This window comes from Parabacteroides sp. TM07-1AC, assembly GCF_003480915.1.
Classification (GTDB): Bacteria; Bacteroidota; Bacteroidia; order Bacteroidales; family Tannerellaceae; genus Parabacteroides; species Parabacteroides chongii.
The window spans coordinates 647,889-669,898 of the sequence record NZ_QUKD01000002.1 but is presented as its reverse complement, the minus strand read 5'-3'; the positions used below and the strand labels follow the sequence as shown (position 1 = coordinate 669,898).

The window sequence follows — 22,010 nt, the reverse complement described above, 5'->3', positions numbered from 1 at the left end:
CAAGATGATTATGAAGCGAATGTTAATCCTTCTACTGCTGGTTGTGGGAGGACTTTGCCAGTTGGTGGCACAGGAAGTAAATACCTCCGTCGATAAAGTTTATGTCGTTTTTAAGACGCATTTGGATGTTGGTTTTACCGATTTGAGCTCCGTGGTGACACAACGTTATATCACAGAGTTTATACCCAAGGCTTTGGATGTGTCAGAAAAATTACGGGCAGAGAATGCAAGTGAAAAATATGTCTGGACAACAGGGGCGTGGCTGATTTGGAAATATCTCCATACGGCATCTCCAGAGGAAGTGAAACGCCTGGAGGCAGCTATCGGACGGGGGGATATTGTTTGGAACTCTGTTCCTTACACTGTCGAGTCGGAATCGATGAACTTGGATTTGTTTGAAACAAGCCTGCTTCTTTCTCATAAGCTGGATGAAAAATACGGAAAAAAGACGATTGCCGCTAAAATGACGGATGTGCCGGGACATACGCGTAGCATTGTGTCGCCGATGAGCCGTGCAGGGATTCGTTTTCTGCATATTGGTGTGAATCCGGCTTGCCCTATACCTAATGTACCGGAGTTCTGCCGTTGGAGAGATACGGATGGCAGCGAACTGATTTTGGTCTATCAGCAAGATTATGGCTCGGAGAATATACTTCCGGGAGGAAAGGCTGTTATTTCTATCAACTTTACCGGTGATAACCACGGTCCTCATTCGTATGAAAAGGTGAAAGAGATTTATGCCGACCTGCATAAGCGTTATCCGAATGCCCGTCTGGTAGCTTGCTCTTTCAATGAGATTGCCGAAGAGTTGATTGCCATGCAGGACCAGTTGCCGGTAGTTACATCGGAAATAGGGGATACCTGGATATATGGTTATGGAAGTGCCCCGATACGAATGGCGAAATTCAGAGCCTTGTCTGAACTCTATTCCCAATGGTTGCGTGAAAAGAAAATCGACAAGAATAGTGATGCAGCACTCGATTTTGTATTGGAATTGGGTTTGATTGCCGAACATACGCAGGGAGTGGATGTGAAAACGCATCTTCATAACTGGGATAAATATGATATGGACCTTTTCCTTCCGGCTCGTGCCACCGCACCTTTCCGGAAGGCGGAAGCATCGTGGAAGGAATTGGACGATTATATTTATAACGCGATCCAATACCTTCCTCAGCATTTACAGGCAGAGGCGTTGGCGAAGATGAAGGAAATCGACCAGCCGGTTGTTCCTGTCTTTACGGAAAAAGCCCAATCGGTTTCTTCTACTCCTTGGCAGGCTGCCGTACTGAAGAAGGGGGCATTGAAACTCGAAGGTTTATCATACCAGATGTATGATGCCGCCGATTATAAGCAGTATTTGGATAACTACCTGCGTGCCCATTATGGATGGGCTTTAGCTGATATAGGCAAGCCGGGACTGGATAAGTCGAAAGCCGTCAGTGTTTCTCTCTCCGCACAGACTATCAAGCAGGAGGTCCGTAAAGAGAAGAAAGGGATACGGACGGTAAGCGAACTGGTCTTCCAAAATGAAGGTAAGGTGGATCAGCGGGTACTTCCTGAAAAGATGTATATAGATGTATTGGACTATAAGAACGGAAAGAAGGCGGAAGTTACTTTGACGATAAAAGGTAAACCAGCCGTTCGCCTGCCGGAAGCTTATTGGCTGTCTTTTACTACGGATGATATTCTTTCCATCGTTGCAGAGAAGGTAGGCGGGCGTGTTGACCTGCTCGATGTGGTAGAAAAGGGCAACCGCCAGCAGCATGGCATCGACCGGTATGTGGATTTGATTACCTCCAACGGCACCATCCGTATATGGAGTGAAGCCGCTTTCCTGGTGAATGTCGGTGAAGCGAGAGGTATAAATTACTCATTGGATTATCCCGACAAAAAGGGCGGCGTTCATTTTAATCTGAGTAATAATCTTTGGAATACAAATTTCCGTATGTGGAATGAGGGATCGTTAACTTATCGTTTCACGATCGAAAGAATAGATTAACGACGAATAAACATAAGAGTAATAGACAATGAGCTATATAAAGAAAACAGGATGGCTTGTTTTGGGTTTGATTGGTTATTTTACCGCTTTTTCCCAAACGAAACCTATCTATCAGGATGCCGCCAAACCGGTGGAAAAACGTGTGGAAGATGCTCTGTCCCGTATGACTCTGGAAGAAAAAGTGCGGTTGATACATGCCAATGGAGGCTATCGTTCGTGGGGTGTCCCTCGCTTGGGTATACCCGATAATAACCCGACGGATGGTCCTACCGGTATGCGTCCGGAGTTCCGTTGGGAAAACTGGTCGGATGCGAAGGCGAATAATGACTATTGTACGGCGTTCCCGTCCCTTATCTCTTTGGCTGCCACTTGGAATCCGGATATGGGTATCTTGTATGGAAAGTCATACAGCGAAGAGGCGCTGTATCGTAATAAAAACATCATATTAGGTCCGGGAGTGAATATCTGTCGTACACCTCTCAACGGGCGTAGTTTCGAGTATATGGGGGAAGACCCTTACTTGGCGTCTCAAATAGCAGTGTCGTATATTCAAGGTGTCCAGTCAAATCATGTGGCAGCATGTGTGAAGCATTTTGCTACCAACAACCAAGAAACCGGCAGGATGTATATCAATTCGCTGGTCAACGAGCGTACTTTGCATGAAATCTATTTCCCTGCTTTCAAAGCAGCCGTGCAACAAGGGCATGTGTGGACTGTGATGGGAGCCTACAACCTGTTGAATGGCCAGCATTGCTGCCATAACGACTATTTGTTGGACGACATATTGAAAAAGGAATGGGGCTTCGACGGGGTGTTGTTGTCTGACTTTGGCGGTACTCATAGTACTCAGGAAGCAATCGACAATGGATTGGATTTGGAATATGGAACCGCTTTAGGGTCGGAAGAGGCTTTTGAAAACTATTATTTGGGAAATGCTTATCTGCAACTGTTGAAATCAGGAAAGGCAGACGAAAAAGTGCTGGATGAAAAGGTAAGACGTGTTTTGCGTATGATGTACCGGACGAATATGTCGACAGACCGTCCTTGGGGTGTCATGAATACCCAAGCGCATACGGATGCTGCACGCCGGATTGCCGAAGAGGGAATCGTATTGTTGAAGAATGAAGCCTCTATCCTGCCTTTGAGTCTTTCCGGCTTGAAAAAGATAGTAGTAATAGGCGAGAATGCCATACGGACAGTTGCCAATGGTGGTGGCTCTTCCGAAGTGAAGGCTTTGTATGAAGTGACTCCTTTGGAAGGGATAAAGAAGATGGCGGGCGATAAGATAGAGGTCGTTTATCAGCCCGGTTATTCATCCGGATTGAAAGGTGCATCTGCTGCAGATAGCCTGAAACGGGAGGCGCTAAAAGCGGTAGTTGGTGCAGACGTGGTTGTCTATGTCGGTGGGTTAAATAAGGAACCGAACCAAGATAGTGAAGGTTCAGACAGGTTATCGTATAATTTACCGTATGGGCAGGATGAATTGATAGCGGAGTTATCGAAAGCCAACCCACATTTGGTTGCCGTGATGATAAGCGGTAATGCGTATGCCATGCCTTGGTTGAAACAGGTACCCGGTATACTTCAGGCCTGGTATGGAGGTACAGAGAGTGGGAATGCCATCGCATCGGTATTGTTTGGCAAGGCAAATCCTTCGGGAAAGTAGCCGGTAACTTTCCCTGTCCGGCTTGACGATATGGCAGCGCATGCATTAGGAGCTTATCCCGGAGATGGAAAGACGGTCGAATACAAAGAGGGTATTTTTGTCGGTTACCGGTGGGTTGAAAAAGAAAAAATCAAACCCAACTTTGCTTTTGGGCATGGCTTGAGTTACACGACATTCAAGTATGGGAATGTAACTATTGATAGGAAGGTTGTGGATGCGACAGGACGTTTGACTGTAACGGTACCTGTTACGAATACAGGGTCGCGAGAAGGATCAGAGGTGGTTCAGTTGTATGTCAGCGATCTGAAATCTTCCTTGCCTCGTCCGGTAAAGGAATTGAAAGGGTTCCGCAAGGTCAAATTGGCTCCGGGGGAAACTGCCAATGTATCCTTTACGATAGATAAGGAAGCACTGAGTTTTTATGACCCGGCGCAGCATGGCTGGGTGGTTGAACCCGGCAAGTTCCAGGTGTTGGTCGGCTCGGCATCGGATGATGTCAGGGCGAAAGCTATGTTTGAGTTGCAATAAAATATAGGTTTATGGATAAGAAAAGTATATTTTGTGGATTGTTATCTTTGCTTCCCTTTCTGGCAAAAGGAGAGGTGGCAGAAGAATATAATACTAAGGTGAAAGAGGTCATTGTGATTTGTAAGACCCATTTTGACATTGGCTATACGCATCGGGTGGATGATGTGGTGAACTATTATCAAACGGACATGATCGACCGTGCCATTAAAGCTATGGATGCTTGTGCCGATCTGCCCGAAGAACAACAGTTTGCCTGGACGATCCCCGGGTGGGTCTTGTCGAAGACGATGGAAGACTGGGATGGGCAAACGCCTCAGCGTAGGCAGATATTGGACGATAAATTCAGGTCGGGGAAGATTATCTCGCATGCGTTGCCTTTCACGCTAATCTCTGATATTTGTGGAGTGGAGGATATGGTACGCGGACTGGGCTTTTCGTCTGCGTTGAATCGTAAGTATGGTTTGCCTTTGTCACACTCTGGCAAGATGACCGACGAACCGTCGCAGACAGGAGCTTTGGCGACGGTATTGGCTCATGCGGGTATCCGATTTTTGCATATCGGTTGTAACTGGCCGAGCGGGTTTGTTAAAACACCGGGATTGTTTTGGTGGGAAGGACCGGATGGCTCGCGGGTGATGATATTGTACTCTGCCAGTTACGGAACAAACTGTGCCGTGTGTCCTGTAGAATGGCAGGGACCGAATGATCCGATGATGGGAGTAAACCTGATGCCGGCAAAAGATTGGCCTTATACGGTTTGGCCGGCTATTCTAGTGACAGGTGATAACTCGGGACCTCCTACGGCAGAACGAATTAAGGAATTGTTTCAGGAGATAAAAGAGAAAATGCCGGATGTGAATGTGCACATGGGAACGATGGATGACTTTTACGATGCTATCATGAAAGAAAATCCGCAATTGCCCGTGGTGAAGTCCGCTATGCCGGATACTTGGATACATGGGGTGATGTGTGACCCGGGTGGAATACGCCTGTTGCGGGAAACGCATTCATTGATACCGGCAGCAGAGGCGTTGCATACGCAATTGGGCTGTTGGGGTGTTGATACACCGGCGGTTTCGGATGAGATAGCTACAGCGTATGAAAAGATGGCTTTGTATGGCGAACATACGTGGGGCGGATCAAGACAAGTGAATGTTTACGGAAAGGCTTTTCAGCAATTACCGGCTGAAAAAAATAAAGATTTGGAAGCTTCGTGGGAAGATAAAACGAATTATGTGCGGAAAGCCTCCGACATCGCGCATTCGGTTACAGATAGGAACATGACGGCTTTGGCTACTCACGTGAAATGTAATAAACCCTCTTCCATAGTCTACAACCCGCTGCCTTGGAAGCGTTCGGATTGGATAGAGCTAGAGGGAAAGAAACTGTTTGTAAAGGATATCCCCGCAGGAGGATACCGGACTGTCCCGTTGAAAGAGGTAAGTACCAAAGAACAGAGATTGTCAGGCAACACACTTGAGAATACCTACTATAAAATCACTTTCGATGCGGAACGGGGATGTATCACTTCCTTGATAGATAAGAAGAGCGGACGCGAGTGGATAGACCCGAAAGCCGAACAGGGCTTCGGACAGTATCTGAATGAGCGGTTCACGTATGAACAAACGTTGGATTATACGATGACTTACCAGCAAGGACGAGCTAAAGATTGGGCACATCCAGGTATTTGCAAACCGGGTATGGTGTCGGAAAAAGAGGTCCCTTATCGAGCCGCATCTCCCCAACAAGGTGTGTTGAAGATGACTGCTGAGGGTGACGTGCAAATAGCCGAACTGGCTATGCCTTCCGACCGCTCCAACCATCTTCCGGCTTCTGTATTGCGTATCTCTTTGTATAAAGACCAGCCGTATGTGGATATGGAAATCACGATACAGGATAAAGCGAAAGACAATTGGCCTGAGGCGGACTGGCTCTGCCTGCCTTTCCGGATCGAGCAGCCGGAGTTCAATGTTTACCGGCAGTTAGGCGTGATGAATCCGGCAACGGACATTCAATCGGGAGCAAACCGGCATCTGTATGCGGCTGAATATGGTGTAACCATTACCGGTCGGGATGGAGCTGGAATGGCAGTATGTCCGCTCGATCATCCGTTGATCAGTTTGGGAGTTCCCGGATGTTGGAAATATTCAGATGATTACGTACCGGAACAGCCGGTTGTCTATCTTAATTTGTATAATAACCAGTGGAATACGAATTTCCGTTATTGGTATCCTGGTACGTGGAGTTCCCGGGTTCGTATCTGGACGATAGAAGAAGGTACTACTCCGGAAGAAAGATCCCGGCAGTTCGTGACGTCGGCATTGGAAGCGCGTAATCCATTACAAGCCGTATCTGTAAAAAAGAATGAAGGAAATCTTCCTGCTGCCCAATCGGGTATAGAAGTCTCTCGTGCGGGAGTGACAGTCACCGCATTTGGTGCCGATCCGGATGGAAATACAGGAACATTACTACGCGTTTGGGAACAGGTTGGAGTTTCAGGAAAACTAATGGTCACGTTGCCAAAAGGGATGAATGCCTCACTTGCCGTACCGGTAAATTTGCGTGGGGAAAAGAAAGGAGACCCTATCCACATTAAATCCGGAAAGTTTGAACTGGAATTGGGAGCTTATGCACCAGCCAGTTTTATATTGGAATAATTTTCTATAAGTATTATTCTTTTTGAGACTTTCTGAATCGTTGCGGTGACATCCCATAGCGTTCTTTGAATACACGGGTGAAGTATTGGTTGGAACTGAATCCACAGTCGAAGGCGATATCGATAATATTCTTGTCAGCAGATTCTTTCAACTGCTGACAAGCTTTTTCTAATCGTATGTCGTTTAGATATTTCATGGGGGAGCGGTTCGTGATCTCCTGACAATATTTAGAAAATTGCGTGACACCCAATCCGCAATATTCAGCCATATTTTCGAGAGTCCAGATCTGTGCATACAGGGAGTCCAGTTCTCCCAGAAAAATATTGACACTTCGTTTACTGCTGATTAACTTCTCATCAAAGGATACGGATTCTTTCTCAAACAGTTCTAAAAGAGAAATTAAAATACGATTAACACATATTTTAATCTTGGAATCAAGATAAGGAGTATCGTTTTGCAGAATAGTCTGTCCCAACTCTGCAAAACAATCCTTCAATGTGTTATTCGTTTTCCAGACAGGTTGCTCATTGAGTTGAAGAATTCGGGTCAGTTTGGAAAGGTTGGGCTTGGATAGTACAATCCAGTCAGGCCAGATCCAATCTTGATGAGGGAAACGGACACCGACATCGATGATGAACCAATGAAGCTTGGAGCGTCCTATATGTCCGATTTTATGGCGAAGCCAGGGACGTGTGATCGATAGATATTGAGGATGAAGCGGTAATATCTCATCTCCTATAAAAAGGTCGACCTGCCCGGCTTCAAGGAAACAAATCTCAATACCTTCATTGTAATGCCATTCCAAATCCCATGATTGCTGCTTGGTTGCATTCCAGTAGCCGATTGATTTAATATTTTCCAGTTCATTTTCTTTCAGGCGAATACCAGGATAATGATCTCTGGCAAGAGTGTGCATTTCTATCTCCTGTTGTCTGGTCGCATTCTCTAAAGGAGCGCAACAATCGGGACTATATATTTTGCCATCGATGTCAAAATAAATGGGTGTATTTTTCATAAGCTATCGATAAATCATTGCATATTCTTTCACTGAAAAAAAAGGAAATCAAATGTAATAATTATTTTATTTCTTTGCAAAAGAAGATATAGACATAAATTCAAAGTTCTTTAGATTGTATGTATATCATAGATGCTAATCAACTATTTAACATGGTATAGTTATTTGAAGTTTGATAGAGATCTTTTTTTATGATTAGCATGACAGGGTACGCCATATAAGGATATTATATCCGGTGTATCCTGTTTTTTATATCTGAATTTAAAGGAATGAATTAATTATTTCAAATTCTTTCACTGAAAGAATTTGAAATTTGAAATAGAAATAATTTTATTCTTTTGTGATTGAGATCGTAGTGTTTAACTTTAAAAATAGAGAAATGGAACCACCACATTTATAACTTCATTGGAAATCGGGAAATGCCAGGCACTTCCCGAACTATTTACATTTTAGTCTTTCTGTCTGTTGAAAATTGTAACAGGAAGACTTCAAACTTAAAATAATACACAAAAATATGGAAAAATATCAAGAAAGGGACACTTTGTCTCTAAAAATAAAGTGTATCGTAAAACTTGTACTGCTTTTTTCACTATTAAATATTACGTATGTGTTTGCTGAAATAGATGAGCAAACGACTTTAAAATCAGATGGTGAAAAAGAAGTCACCCAACAAAAAAAGCAGATAAGAGGTCTTGTTAAAGATTTATATGGTATACCGATTATAGGAGCAAATATTGTAGAAAAAGGGACAACAAATGGGAGTATTACAGATGCTAACGGGAGATTTGAGCTAACTGTATCAGATAAAGCTGTAATATCAGTTTCTTATATTGGATATATCGGACAGGATATAATGGTGGGAAATCTTTTGGAGTTTTCGATAGTTTTAGAAGAGGATTCCAAAACCTTGGATGAAATTGTAGTTGTAGGGTATGGCACACAGAAGAAAGTAAATTTAACTGGTGCTGTAGAAACAGTTAAGTCAGATCAAATAACAAGAAAGCAGGTTAATTCTTTAACTGAGGCATTGGCAGGAGAGGCTTCTGGTATGACAGTTATACAACGTTCCGGTCAACCGGGGAATCCTTCGACATCGATAAATATCAGAGGTGTTGGGACATGGGGAAATTCATCACCTTTAGTTATAGTTGATGGTGTACCTATGGATATGTCGAATGTAATGCCAACAGATGTAGAAAATGTAACGATACTTAAAGATGCAGCCTCTGCTTCTATTTATGGTTCAAGGGCTGCTAATGGAGTTATATTAATAACAACAAAACAAGGGAAAAAAGAAAAAGTGTCAATAACTTATACAGGTAATGTTGGGATACAGAATCCTACACGACTTCCTAAAATGGCTAAATCATGGGAATATGCCGAATTATATAACCAATCAATGGAAAACGATGGCAAGTCATCATCCTTATTCCCGGAAGATAGAATCCAAAGGATGAAAGCGGGAGGAGATCCGGATAAATTGGAAGGAAGTACGGATTGGTTTGATGAACTGATGAATACTGGGATTCAGCATAGTCATAATGTATCTTTTCAAGGAGGAGGAAATAAAACAGTTTATTTAGGTTCATTGGGCTATTTTAATCAGGATGGGTTAATAGAAACATCTGCTTATGAGCGTTATAATGTGAGATTGAATACTTCAACAGAGCTAACAGATTGGATGAATTTGGGGGTTAATCTGACTTATATTAATGATGATAAGGCAGAGTCTTCTGGAGGAGTAAATTATGCTTATTATCAGGCAGGAAGAGCATTGCCTTATATGCCTGTGAAATATTCGGATGGAACTTGGTCTCTATCATCTGTGGCTACGAACCCAGTTCGAATGGTTAGCCCTGATTATGGTATGCAACATACGAGAGGTAGTAAAGTATCAGCACTGATAACTCCTTCGATTTCTCCTATTAAAGGTTTATTAATAAAAGGGGCTTTAGGATATGAGTCACACACATATGGATATAAAAAATTTACAAAAACAGTATCTTATGATAGTTTTGAACCTGCAGGACAAGCGGGCAGTGTAATAGTTCCTAGAAATGAACAATATGATAAATGGGAACAATATAACAATTTGACAGCAACGCTTACTTCTACATATGAAAAGAATATACAAAAACATTCTTTTAAAATATTAGCTGGAGCATCTGCTGAATCTTATAGATATAGATACACTGTTGCATCTCGGAAAGATTTTCCTAATAATGATTTCAATGAAATAAATGCGGGTGACTCAAATACTTCCTATGCAGAAGGAAATTCGTCTTATAATTCTTTAGCCTCTCTTTTTGGAAGAATAAATTATTCTTTCGATGACAAATATCTATTTGAAGCAAACGTACGTTATGATGGATCTTCTAAATTTGTAGAGGGACATCAATGGGGATTGTTTCCTTCTTTCTCTTTGGGGTGGCGTATATCGGAAGAAAAGTTTTTTCAACCAATAAGTCTTTATGTGCAAAATCTTAAATTGCGAGGTTCTTGGGGTAAGTTAGGTAATCAACAAATAGATGATTATCAGGGATATTCAACATTTGGTACAGGCTATGCCTATTTATTTAACGGAGCTATAAGTACAAGCTATACCGAGACCGTTATGGGTAATCCTTTTATAACTTGGGAAACATCTACTAATTATAATATAGGACTTGATCTTTCAGTGTTGGATGGTAGGATGAATTTTAGTTTTGATTATTATAGGCGTTTGACTGATGATATTTTGTTAAAACTGGAGACTCCAGCTATATTAGGGATTAGCCCTTCAATGCAAAATGCAGGATCTGTGGAAAATAAAGGTTGGGAGTTAAGTTTAAATTGGAGTGATAAATTAGGTGATGAATTTCGTTATTCAGTCGGATTTAATCTATCCGATGTGAGGAATAAAGTTGTCGATTTGAAAGGATATAAATCTCCGACCAGTAGTTTGACAGCTCGTATAGAGGGAGAACCTTTGGATGCTATTTTTGGCTGGAAGACATTGGGGCTTTGTGTCAATGAAGAACAATATAACCAGTATAAAGATGTAATGAAATCTTATAATGTAAATTGGGGTATTGGAGATATTATTATTGATGATAGAAATAACGATAAGGTTATTGATGCTTCCGATAAGACTATTATAGGTAATCAAATTCCGCGGTTTACTTATAGTTTGAATTTAGGTTTCGAATATAAAAACTGGGATTTCTCTTGTTTGCTTCAAGGTGTTGGGAAAGCAGACGGGTATATGGGAATTGACGTTTTGGAACCATTAGGTACAAAAACAGCATTAAGGGATCATTATACGGATTCATTCAATCCTAAAAATCCTAATCCTAAAGCATATTATCCTCGTATGTCAAATTCTTCACGTTTGAATTATGGGAATTTTTCACATTGGGTTCAAGATGCGTCTTATTTACGTTTGAAAAATATTCAGTTAGGGTATACTTTTAAGTGGGAATATTTGGGTATTAGTGCTTTGAGATTAAGTGTTTCAGGTCAGAACTTGTTTACTGTAACGAAGTTCAAAGTTTTTGATCCTGAATCAGCTCTCAATTCATTTTCTTATCCTAATATATCCACTTTATCTTTTGGAATTAATCTAACTTTTTAAGCAATAGAATATGAAAAAGTATATAATCGGATTGTTATTCACATTTGTGTTGGTAAGTACTATAAGTTGTGATAGTTTTTTGGAGGCGACACCTCAGGATAAAGTGGCTGATGCTAATTTTTGGCAATCGGAATCTGATGCTGTAAAGTTTTTGACAAATATTTATGCTACAACATTTTTAGTTGGAACAGACCCGGAAAATATCCATTTTCTGGAAGCATGTTCGGATAATGCCTATAACCTTTGGCAAGGATGGTACACGGATGTTAAATTGGTGGCAAATGGTACACAGGATGCGTATAGTTCTGTTCCTAGTACTATTTGGTCTTGGCGTTATCAAACGATTAGGAAATGCTATCAGTTGTTAGAGAATGTCAGGAGTATTCCTGATGCAAATGAACAGACAATTGCCAGGCTAGAGGCTGAAACTCGATTTTTGTTGGCTCATAATTATTATGTACTGACATCTTTGTTCGGTGATGTTCCTTTTGTTGATAAGGTATTGACGGCTGTAGAAAGTAAGGAGATCGGCAACTCTCCTAAGAATGAAATAACTGATTATATTTTAGGTGAGTTGGATAAGGCGTCTGTAGTTCTTAAAACGGAAGAAATGGATTTTGGAAGAGCAACATGGGGAGCATGTGAGATGTTAAAAGCCCGAATTTATTTGATGGCAAATAATTATGAAAAGGTATTGGAGGTTACCAATGGATTGATTGGTAAATATGATTTGAATAGGGCTGGAGAGACTCCTTATGAAGATTTATTTGCGGGAAGGGCGGAAAAATCGGCAGAAATAATTTTTTCTGTATCTCGCGATAAAACAACGGGTAGTATAAATACTGGACATAATTCAAACCAGTCATTTTTGCTGAAAGCCATATCGGGAGGAGATGCTTTTTGTGCTATTACACCTACAGGCTCTTTGATTGACAGTTATCCGATGGCTGATGGTAGGATGATCCATGAAGAAGGTTCGTCTTATGATCCTAAAGATCCGTATAAAAACAGGGATCCTCGTTTTTATCAATCAATTATATATCCTACAGGAGAAATATATTCTTTGAATTCTGCGACAAATACAGTAGAGTTGATTCCTTATGATCCGGAAGATAGTGAAACTGTTTCTGACCATCAATATAATGCAGCATATCCTTCTTCTACAGGATATGTATGGAAAAAGTATATAGATCCGACCCCTCATGCAATGAATCAAATAACGGATTGTACTAATGATCATATTCTGATGCGCTATGCGGATGTTTTATTGATGAAAGCAGAAGCTTTGACGGAACTCTATGGAGAAAGCTCTAAAGAAGAGACTATCGATCTTATCGATATGCTTCGTGATAGATGTCGTGGGGGAAAAGTCCATCGTGAAAATTATAATTCGAAAGAAGAGCTTATTACTCTTGTCAGGAATGAAAGACGGATTGAATTAGCCAATGAAGGATTGCGTTATTTTGATTTGCTTCGTTGGAAAATGGCTGAGAAAAGCCCGCTAATCGATGGTGTTGGATTGAAAGGTGATTTATATGGTGCATATATGCGTTTGGATGGAGTAGGAAAGACTGATAGAACAGTAGAAGTAGATGGTGTTCCTCGAAGGTATGTGGAAACTCGGTATTTTGATCCGACAAAACATTATTTGCTGCCTATTCCACAAAAAGAAATAGATTTAAATCCTAACTTAGTCCAGAATGCCAATTGGTAAAATTACATATTCTTTCACTGAAAGAAATAGGAATCTGAAATGAAAATAATTTTATTCTTTTGTGATAAGATATATAACAAGCATGATATGAAAAGTAAGGAATATCTTTTAACTGTGTTTTATGCACTTTTGGTTTTGACTTTTTGGTCTGTTCCGGTTTCGGCCAAACCCATACAGGTCTTATTATTGAGTGGAGCCAATAATCATGACTGGCGAAGCACGACACCTTGTTTGGAACGTTTGTGTGAGCATTATCCGGATATACGGGTGACAGTGACTAATTGTCCTGATACATTGAATACCGAAATGCTGAAAGGTAAAGATGTAATAGTGAGTAATTGGAATACATTTTCGGAGAATACTTTTATGTGGAGCAAAGAATCGTGGCAAGCATTGGAACAGTTCGTCAGGAATGGCGGGGGATTTGTTACGGTCCATGCCGGGAGCTGCTCGAACTATGACTGGGACTTTTTTCTGCAGTTAACCGGTGGCCGTTGGGGGAAAGACACCCATCATGGTGCCATAGAAGACTTTGAAGTGAAAGTCGCTAAGGAACATCCGATAACAAAGGGAATTACGTCTTTTCAGTTTCGGGATGAATTATGGGAAAGCGTGGAATGGAGTAAAGGTGTTGAGGTACTTTGTACGGCAAGGGCCTCGTCCGGAGTAGATGAGCCGGTTGCGGTAGCCAAGCAAATGGATCGTGGCAGAAGTTTTTTTCTGGTGTTAGGCCACGATGCTGAGATTATGCAACAACCAATGTTTGAGAAATTACTGATCAGAGGCATTCGTTGGACTGCAGGAAAGAAGATAAAGTAATAACAACTTAAAAAATAATACAATTATGGCAATGAAAGTAGGATGTTTTGCACTGGTGAATGCGTTTTCTACGCTTCCGCAGCAATTGGCGCAAATTAAAGAATGGGGATTTAAGTATGCGGATGTGACCGATACGTCCGATGGTGCTTGCCTGGGGGCTGAATATGGTTTTACGTCGATGGCAAGCTTGGATGCCAATCCCTTTGATTTGAAAAGAATGTTCGAAACGTATGGCATAACGATGACCGGTGTGTGTGCCCATGCAAATCTTTTAGACCCGCCGGCTCCGTTCCGTTATGGAACTTCACAGTTGATGAAGGCGGTAAAACTGGCGGCATTGATGGGGGTAAAACATGTGGTAACGGCAGAAGGTGAACCACAAACGCCTTTCGGTAAGAACCTGTCTCATCAAGAGGCCATCTTCTCGGTAGTTGAAAAGCTGTACGAACCGCTACGGTTGGCGGAAGATTTGGGTGTCACCATCTTGTTGGAGCCTCATGGTTATTTGACGGACGATGCGGATAGTTTTGCAGAAATTATCGAACGGTGTAATTCCAAGGCTTTGGGCTTTAACCTGGATACCGGCAACTTGTGGCTGGGCGGCGGTGATTCATTGGAATACATCAAACGGTTCGGCCATCTGATAGGCCATGTCCATTGGAAAGACCTCTCGGAAGAGTTCGTCCCTTTGCGTGGGAAGATATTCGGTTGCGGCATGTCTGTGACTCCGCTGGGCAAAGGGGGTTGCAACGTGGCAGAGGTTTACAAAGCATTGGTGGAATTGGGCTATGACGGCTATTCTACTTTAGAGATTGCCGGTAAGGAGAGCGTCCTTGAAAGTTATGAATTTTTGAAATCCATGGGAGCTGAATGAAGTATAATTAAAGTATAACGTATCAATATGAAGAGAAGAGATTTTTTAACGGGTTCCGCTTTGGCGGGTACATCTTTATTGATGGGTGGCAGTGTGGCCGGTGGTGCCATGCTTACAGGTTGTACGGATAGTGGAAAATCCGGTGGTGCCAATGATTTTGTGTTGAAATCACGTGAAGAGTTGGGGCTTCCTCTTTCTTTGCGTAAAGCGGTGGATGGCAAGCCGCTTCGTGCCGGACTGATCGGCTGCGGCGGTCGTGCTACCGGAGCAGGGACACAGTTTATACAGGCTGGCGACGGGCTGTCGGTTGTGGCTTTGGCAGAAGCGTTACAGGAAAGATTGGACGGTGGGTTGAAATACTTCAACGAGAAGATGAAGCAAAACATCTCCAAAGACCATGCCTTCTTAGGCTTTGATGCTTATAAAAAGGTCATCGCATTGCCCGAAGTCGATGTGATTATTGCGGCTGTTCCGCCCCGTTTCCATCCGGAAATATTCAAGGCTGCCGTGGATGCCGGTAAGCCTGTCTTCATCGAGAAGCCGTTCGCTGTGGATGCTGCCGGTGTACGTACGGTTTTGGTTGCCGCCAAACAGGCCGACCAGAAAGGGTTGTCTGTCTGCTGTGGTACCTACCGCCGCCACATGAACAACTACATCGAAACCTACCGCCGGGTGGCTTCAGGTATGATTGGCGAGATTGTCGGTGGGGCTTGTTATTGGAATACCGCCCGTACTTGGTACCGTGACCGTCGTCCGGAGTGGAGCGACACGGAACATGTACTTTACAACTGGCTGAATTACCCGTTCATGGGAGGTGATTGTATTAACGACCACCAGATCCATAACATTGATGTCGTCAGATGGTTTATGGGTGACAAGACGCCTATGAGGGCAATAGGTCAAGGTGCTAAGATACGCCCTTCGCTCGGCAATAAATATGATTTCTTTATGGTCGATTATGAGTTTGAGAACAATATCCACATTATCAGTTCGACAAGGCATATCGACCAATGTTCGGACCTTATCGGCGAAGTGGTCCGGGGTACTAAAGGTAGCTCAAACTGTAGCGACACCATTTGGGACGAGAAGGGAAATGTCATCTACAAATACGAACCGGAGAAAGACGAGAACGGAAAACCGATAGATGATTACAGTGGTTTCCAGCAAGAGCATATCGATTGGGTGACATCCATCCGAGAGAACAAGCCATTCAACGATGCGAATAACATGGCTAACTCTACGTTGGCATGTATCATGGGACGCGAATCGGCCTATACCGGCAAGACCTATACATGGGATCAGATATTGGTGGATCAGAACCTGCTGGGACCGGACATCACGCAGCCCGGCTTCAAGATTCCGGAAGAACATCCGTTGCCAGGTAAAGCTACTGAACCGCACAAGGATACGAAGATATCGGTTTATTGACCTTTTGATAAATGTAAAGGGGGGGCAGGTTGCATTCTTTTGAAATGAGAATGTCTCAAAAGTCACACTATGGCACGTAAATGACGTAGATCAGTCAGATGAGCACAGATGAATAAATTGAAAATCAATCAATAATCTGTGTTCACCTGTTTAATCAATGTCATCTGTGTGCCATTTAGTGTATTTTGACATATCCTTTTGTATTATCACTATTGTGCAACAAAAAAACACCGATGAGGAAATGCTGACTTTAAACTTGATCTCTTAATGTTTTCAGTACATAAAGTGGGTAACTGAGATATTTTGTATATCTTTATCCCCCGTTAGCGATATTGTTATGAAGGAGAGCACTGAGATACAAACGTTTAATCATCTGTTTACGAACTACAAAGATCGCTTTGTTCATTTTGCAAGGACGTATGTGGATGACAGGATGATGGCTGAAGATATAGCCGTTGAAAGTCTGATGTACTATTGGGAAAATCGTCGGAAACTCGATGCTCATACCAATGTGCTGGCATATATATTGACTGTTATCAAGCATAAATGTCTGGATCATTTGCGACAATTACGCGTTCAGGAAGATTATGAAGAATATGTGAAAACTAATGAGACCCGTAAGTTGAATATCCGTATCACCACTTTGGAAGCTTGTAACCCCGAACGGATCTTTTCAAAAGAACTACAGGAGTTGGTTGATAAGGCATTATTGTCCCTTCCCCCACAAACCCGAGATATTTTTACAAGAAGCCGCTATCATAACCAAAGCCATAAAGAAATAGCCGATGCATTGGGTATCTCTACTAAAGCAGTGGAGTTTCATATTACCAAAGCATTGAAGGTACTTCGTGTTGCGTTGAAAGATTATTTACCGGTATTGTTTTTCTTTGGTATTTGTTAGTAGACCGATCTTTTCCCTTTTAATGAATATTTATTTCAAAAAAGTTCACTTTTCCGTTAGGGATGTTTCCGGCTGGAACGCTTTATATATAGAACGATGAAAAAGATGCAAAAAGAAACATTATATAAATACTTTGAAGGTATCGCTTCTCCGGAAGAAGAAGCGGCTGTTTACCGTTGGCTGGATGCCTCTTCTGAAAACGAAGAAGAGTTGTTGAAGGAGCGCGAGTTCTTCGATGCAATGATCTTGGCCGGAAGTGCAGATGAAAAGGCAGAAGGAGAGAAGCTGGCATTGGATGCGAACAAAGGACCGTTTATTCGTCCCTGGATGCGCGAAGTACTGAAAGTAGCCGCCGTTGTGGCAGTGACGGTAGCTTGTGGATTATACTTCTATGCATCAGAAAAGAAAGAACTGTTAGCGGCAATGAATACGATAACGGTTCCGGCAGGACAACGGGTAAATCTGACATTATCGGATGGAACGACGGTTTGGTTGAATGCCCGTTCAGAGATGGTTTATCCGGCAGTTTTCTCCGGAGCGAAACGTGAGGTGAAGCTGGATGGCGAAGGATACTTCGAAGTAAAACATGATAAGGAATCTCCTTTCGTGGTTCATACCCGGAAATGTGATATAGAAGTATTAGGGACGAAGTTTAACGTGGAAGCCTATTCGGATTCGGAAGAGTTTTCAACATCCTTGATGGAAGGCTCTGTGAAAGTGACGGATAATTCAGCTGTCTCAGCTTCGGTCCTTTTGAAACCGGATCAGGAGGTTCATATGAAAGATGGCCGGTTGTTAGTTTCATTCATTGATGATTATGATCATTTCCGTTGGCGGGACGGATTGGTTTGTTTTGACAATATCGCTTTTAGTGAGTTGATGAAACGTTTCGAAAAATGTTACGGTATATCCATTGTTGTAGAGAATAAGAAGCTGGAAGAATATTCGTGCAGCGGTAAATTCCGTATTTCCGACGGATTGGATAATGCGTTACGAATTTTGCAGCGGAATGCTAAATATACGTTTGAAAGAAACGATGATAATACCATTGTTTATATAAAATAAGTCTAATTAAAAATGAAACAGCCTATGGAACATGAAAAGCAGAGTTAATCTTAAAGCAGAAAGTTAATCTTAAAATGAAATGCCGACAAGTGTCCCCACACCCATCGGCATCCAATTAACACAGTTAAAAATAAATGTATTAATCAATTAGCAACAACAAAGATATGAATAAAAAATTCTTATCGTGGGTTTTCTATGACAAAACCCAACGGTGTAAACACTTTTTTAGAATCATGAAGCTAACCACTTTATTCTTGTTCGTGTTAATCTTCTGTCTACATGCAGAAAACACTAATTCGCAGAATGTCAGGGTTACTGTAAAACAAAATAATACGGAACTATCCAGTGTTTTAACTGACATAGAGAAGCAGACAGATTATTTGTTTGTTTATGACAAATATGTCAATGTGAACCGTAAAGTGTCGGTAAACTTGAATAAAAAGCCTCTTGAGGATGTCTTGAGCCAGTTATTTAACGGTACAGATGTGAAATATACAGTAGATGGTTCGTATATAATATTGTCACCTAAGACTGAAACAGGACATATTGCATCGTTGATAACTCAACAAAAAAAGATTGTAACTGGAATGGTAAAAGATAATTATGGAGATCCGGTTATTGGGGCTAATATCATAGAAAAGGGAACGACAAATGGAGTAATAACCGATATCAATGGTTCTTTCAGTATTAACGTGCCGGAGGGAGCCGTATTACAAATATCGTATATCGGATATCTTTCCAAAGAATTGAAAGTCGGAAATGAAACTTCTTTTAATGTTGTTCTTCAGGAAGATAATCAGACTTTGGATGAGGTTGTTGTGGTTGCCTACGGTACACAAAAAAGATCAAATCTAACTGGTTCAGTAGATGTTGTCCGTTCCAAAGATTTGGAAAATCGTCCGGTAACTAGCGCCAGTTCCATGTTGCAGGGGAAAGCGAGTAGTATAACTTTTTCTACTCCGTCCGGCGGAAATACACCTGGAAAAAATCCAACCATCCAAATACGTGGACAAGCAGCCCTGAATGAATCGACTCCTCCTCTCGTCGTAATCGATGGAATACCTTCAGAGATGGCTGATTTTAATGCCTTAAATCCGAATGATGTAGAAAGTATTTCAGTTCTGAAAGATGCTGCAGCATCAGCCGTGTATGGAGCACGTGCTCCATACGGTGTTCTTATGATCACGACCAAAATGGGACGAAGAAACGAAAAGCCGACAGTTACGTATGGTGGAAATTACGGAATAGTAAATCCTGTTAATATGCCAAGAATGGCTGATTCCTATACTTTTGGATTATTAAAGAACCAATCAAAAATTAATGCTAAAATGCCAAGAGCATTTACTGATGATAAATTGGATTTGATTTTAGATAATATTCAAAACCCAGGTAAATATACGCTATTGGATTTGGTCCCAGGAGAAGGTAATGACTGGGGATGGGGAAATAAATCTTATTGTAATAACGACTTTATTGATATTTGGTTGCGTTCGTCTTTTCGTCATCAACATGACTTATCTGTAAGAGGAGGAAATGATAAGACGTCTTATTTTGTTTCTACTGGATATGTTTATCAGCCTGGTATTTTTAATTTTGTTGAAGATATAGATAACTATTCGCGTTTTAATATAAATGGAGGGTTAGAGACAGATATTACTTCTTGGTTGAAATTGACTTATCGTTCTCGTTATTCTTATGAGACGACTAAAGAGCCCTGTTTTGAAAATAACTGGGGACGAAAAGCTGTTTATGATTTTGCATATGGTGCATGGCCTGTTACTCCTGTGAAAAATCCAGATGGGTATTATAATGAAGGAAATCGAATAGGTACGGGTGTAGGAGCTGGAAATAAAACAGATTTGCAGCATCGTTTAGATAATATTTTATCTTTAGATTTTAATTTAGCAAAGGGATGGACTGCACATGTTGATGGTACCTGGAGAATGAACTTCCGGGATTATCAGACATTACGAAAACCTGTTTATGGTCTGAGACCCTCGGGAGATCAATTTACTTTCGGAGGAACTGAATCTTCATTGGCTAAGCAAACAGATATGAATCGTTATTGGACTATACAGGGATATACTGCTTATGAACATCAGATTAAGAAACATAATTTCAGAGTCCAGTTGGGTGCTCAGGCTGAGGAAAATATTTACAGAGAATTGTCTGGTACTGCAAAGGATTTGTTTGTTCCGGATATGGATGCCGTATCGATAGCTCAGGGTATACGAACTTTTGATGATAAAATAAACGATTGGGCAACCGCCGGTTTTTTCGGTAGAATAAACTATAATTTTGATGAACGTTATTTTGTGGAATTGAATGGACGTTATGATGGGTCCGGAAGATATTCAAAAGGTTCGCAATGGGGATTTTTCCCTTCTGCATTTGCTGCATGGAATATCAGTAATGAAAGTTTTTGGGCGGGAATCAAAGATATCATAAACTTTTCAAAATTGAAAGCTTCGTATGGGACTTTAGGTAATCAGGGTAATTCGGCAGGATACCTGCATATTCCGACAATGGAAGTTGCATCTGAGTCTAATTGGATATTCAATGGAAGTCGTCTTCCTTATGTAAAAACTCCGGGTATTTTGAATATGTTCAGGACTTGGGAAAAAATTACAACTTTAGACCTTGGTCTGGAGATGAGATTACTTGATAGTCGGTTGTCTGCAGAACTTGGATATTTTAATAGACGTTCGTGGGATATTATAGGACCTCCAACTCCTAAAGCTGCTGTCCTTGGAACAAGTGCACCACAAGTGAATAATGCCGAGTTTACGACGAAAGGTTTTGAAATGCAATTGAGTTGGAGAGATCAGATTAATGAAAGATGGGATTATAGTGCATCCCTGAATTTAGCAGATGCTCGTAGCAAAATTACTAAATATAATACATCTTCTAATTCTTTTGGTCAGACATCTGATGGAAAGGAAAAATGGTATGTAGGAAAAGAATTTGGAGAGATTTGGGGATACAAAGCAGAAAGATTCTTGACTAAAGATGATTTTGACGAAAATGGAAAGCTCTTGGTCGATCAAAGTAAGATTCATGCAAACTGGTATCCGGGAGATGTCAAATATGAAGATTTGAATGGAGACGGAGAAATAACGCCAGGTAATTCAACAGTAGAAGAACCGGGTGATAAGAGGATTATAGGTAATTCAACTCCACGATTCAGATATGGTATAAATCTGTCAACGGGCTATGAATTTGAAAAAGCTGGACGTTTAGATTTGTCTTTATTTTTTGAAGGTGTAGCGAAGAGGGATGTATTTATGAATGGTTCTTTCTTTTTCTGGGGTACAGGCGTAAGTAATTCGTTTGCCAGTTCAGTATTCAATAATGATAAACATATGGATTTCTATCGTGATGAAACAACAGAAGCACGTTTGCTTGAATATATGGGAGAAAATATTAATTCATATTTCCCACGTCCTTATGATAATGCTGAAGGAAACAAGAATTTCCAGGCAAGTACAAAATATTTATTGAATGGAGCCTATATTCGCCTGAAGAATTTACAATTGACCTATACTTTACCGAAGCATCTGATCTCAAAAGTGGGAATGACAAATTGTCGAGTTTATTTTTCAGGAGAGAATTTGTTCGTGTTGTCTGGATTACCTTCTTATATAGATCCGGAAAATGTTAGTGGAGGTAGAATGTATCCACAACAGGCTGTTTATTCTTTTGGTGTTAATGTTAGTTTTTAATTACATAAT

The 22,010-nt window shown here is 41.3% G+C and carries 11 protein-coding genes and 1 pseudogene; 11 read left to right on the top strand and 1 reads right to left on the bottom strand.

Features of this window, described 5'->3' with window-relative positions; translation table 11 throughout:
- The first annotated feature begins 10 nt into the window (after window positions 1-10).
- From DXD68_RS07320 to DXD68_RS07310, 3 genes and pseudogenes are all read left to right on the top strand, one after another.
- Window positions 11-1,999, top strand: coding sequence for a DUF5054 domain-containing protein (locus DXD68_RS07320; RefSeq protein WP_122361104.1), 1,989 nt, complete (start codon window positions 11-13; stop codon window positions 1,997-1,999).
- A gap of 28 nt (window positions 2,000-2,027) precedes the next feature.
- Window positions 2,028-4,193, top strand: a pseudogene (locus DXD68_RS07315) (glycoside hydrolase family 3 C-terminal domain-containing protein).
- A gap of 11 nt (window positions 4,194-4,204) precedes the next feature.
- Window positions 4,205-6,850, top strand: coding sequence for a glycoside hydrolase family 38 C-terminal domain-containing protein (locus DXD68_RS07310; RefSeq protein ID WP_122360966.1), 2,646 nt, complete (start codon window positions 4,205-4,207; stop codon window positions 6,848-6,850).
- Between the two features lie 13 nt (window positions 6,851-6,863).
- Here DXD68_RS07310 and DXD68_RS07305 read toward each other — a convergent pair whose 3' ends face one another.
- Window positions 6,864-7,865 carry a helix-turn-helix transcriptional regulator gene (locus DXD68_RS07305; RefSeq protein ID WP_122360965.1) on the bottom strand — a complete coding sequence of 334 codons (1,002 nt, stop codon included), beginning with the start codon at window positions 7,863-7,865 and terminating at the stop codon, window positions 6,864-6,866.
- 514 nt (window positions 7,866-8,379) lie between these two features.
- On the opposite strand from DXD68_RS07305, the gene DXD68_RS07300 reads away from it, so the two are divergent.
- The 8 genes from DXD68_RS07300 to DXD68_RS07265 all read left to right on the top strand — a co-directional run bounded on the left by DXD68_RS07300 (window position 8,380) and on the right by DXD68_RS07265 (window position 22,001).
- The gene (locus tag DXD68_RS07300) at window positions 8,380-11,478 is read left to right on the top strand and encodes a SusC/RagA family TonB-linked outer membrane protein (RefSeq protein WP_122360964.1); all 3,099 of its coding nucleotides are present in this window, start codon (window positions 8,380-8,382) and stop codon (window positions 11,476-11,478) included.
- Window positions 11,479-11,488: 10 nt separating this feature from the next.
- Window positions 11,489-13,192 carry a RagB/SusD family nutrient uptake outer membrane protein gene (locus DXD68_RS07295; protein WP_122360963.1) on the top strand — a complete coding sequence of 568 codons (1,704 nt, stop codon included), beginning with the start codon at window positions 11,489-11,491 and terminating at the stop codon, window positions 13,190-13,192.
- 87 nt (window positions 13,193-13,279) lie between these two features.
- Window positions 13,280-14,011, top strand: a complete 732-nt coding sequence (locus DXD68_RS07290) for a ThuA domain-containing protein (RefSeq protein ID WP_158585862.1) — start codon at window positions 13,280-13,282, stop codon at window positions 14,009-14,011.
- Between the two features lie 25 nt (window positions 14,012-14,036).
- Complete coding sequence (locus DXD68_RS07285; protein ID WP_199715423.1) at window positions 14,037-14,885, top strand: sugar phosphate isomerase/epimerase family protein; 849 nt, start codon at window positions 14,037-14,039, stop codon at window positions 14,883-14,885.
- A 27-nt stretch (window positions 14,886-14,912) separates the two neighbouring features.
- The gene (locus DXD68_RS07280; protein ID WP_122360961.1) at window positions 14,913-16,313 is read left to right on the top strand and encodes a Gfo/Idh/MocA family protein; all 1,401 of its coding nucleotides are present in this window, start codon (window positions 14,913-14,915) and stop codon (window positions 16,311-16,313) included.
- A 337-nt stretch (window positions 16,314-16,650) separates the two neighbouring features.
- Window positions 16,651-17,214 (top strand): RNA polymerase sigma-70 factor, encoded by a 564-nt coding sequence (locus DXD68_RS07275; protein ID WP_122360960.1) that lies wholly within the window; start codon window positions 16,651-16,653, stop codon window positions 17,212-17,214.
- Between the two features lie 105 nt (window positions 17,215-17,319).
- Window positions 17,320-18,279: a FecR family protein gene (locus DXD68_RS07270; RefSeq protein ID WP_122360959.1), complete on the top strand. Its 960-nt coding sequence runs from the start codon at window positions 17,320-17,322 to the stop codon at window positions 18,277-18,279.
- A 164-nt stretch (window positions 18,280-18,443) separates the two neighbouring features.
- Complete coding sequence (locus tag DXD68_RS07265) at window positions 18,444-22,001, top strand: TonB-dependent receptor (protein ID WP_233577028.1); 3,558 nt, start codon at window positions 18,444-18,446, stop codon at window positions 21,999-22,001.
- Window positions 22,002-22,010: the final 9 nt, after the last annotated feature.

What these genes read in the sequence shown, in the direction of transcription:
- DXD68_RS07310 (WP_122360966.1), top strand. Translation starts at nt 4,205, where the DNA reads ATGGATAAGAAAAGTATATTTTGTGGATTGTTATCTTTGCTTCCCTTT.
- DXD68_RS07295 (WP_122360963.1), top strand. Translation starts at nt 11,489, where the DNA reads ATGAAAAAGTATATAATCGGATTGTTATTCACATTTGTGTTGGTAAGT.
- DXD68_RS07305 (WP_122360965.1), bottom strand. Translation starts at nt 7,865, where the DNA reads ATGAAAAATACACCCATTTATTTTGACATCGATGGCAAAATATATAGT.
- DXD68_RS07300 (WP_122360964.1), top strand. Translation starts at nt 8,380, where the DNA reads ATGGAAAAATATCAAGAAAGGGACACTTTGTCTCTAAAAATAAAGTGT.
- DXD68_RS07275 (WP_122360960.1), top strand. Translation starts at nt 16,651, where the DNA reads ATGAAGGAGAGCACTGAGATACAAACGTTTAATCATCTGTTTACGAAC.
- DXD68_RS07290 (WP_158585862.1), top strand. Translation starts at nt 13,280, where the DNA reads ATGAAAAGTAAGGAATATCTTTTAACTGTGTTTTATGCACTTTTGGTT.
- DXD68_RS07320 (WP_122361104.1), top strand. Translation starts at nt 11, where the DNA reads ATGAAGCGAATGTTAATCCTTCTACTGCTGGTTGTGGGAGGACTTTGC.
- DXD68_RS07280 (WP_122360961.1), top strand. Translation starts at nt 14,913, where the DNA reads ATGAAGAGAAGAGATTTTTTAACGGGTTCCGCTTTGGCGGGTACATCT.
- DXD68_RS07270 (WP_122360959.1), top strand. Translation starts at nt 17,320, where the DNA reads ATGCAAAAAGAAACATTATATAAATACTTTGAAGGTATCGCTTCTCCG.
- DXD68_RS07285 (WP_199715423.1), top strand. Translation starts at nt 14,037, where the DNA reads ATGGCAATGAAAGTAGGATGTTTTGCACTGGTGAATGCGTTTTCTACG.
- DXD68_RS07265 (WP_233577028.1), top strand. Translation starts at nt 18,444, where the DNA reads ATGAATAAAAAATTCTTATCGTGGGTTTTCTATGACAAAACCCAACGG.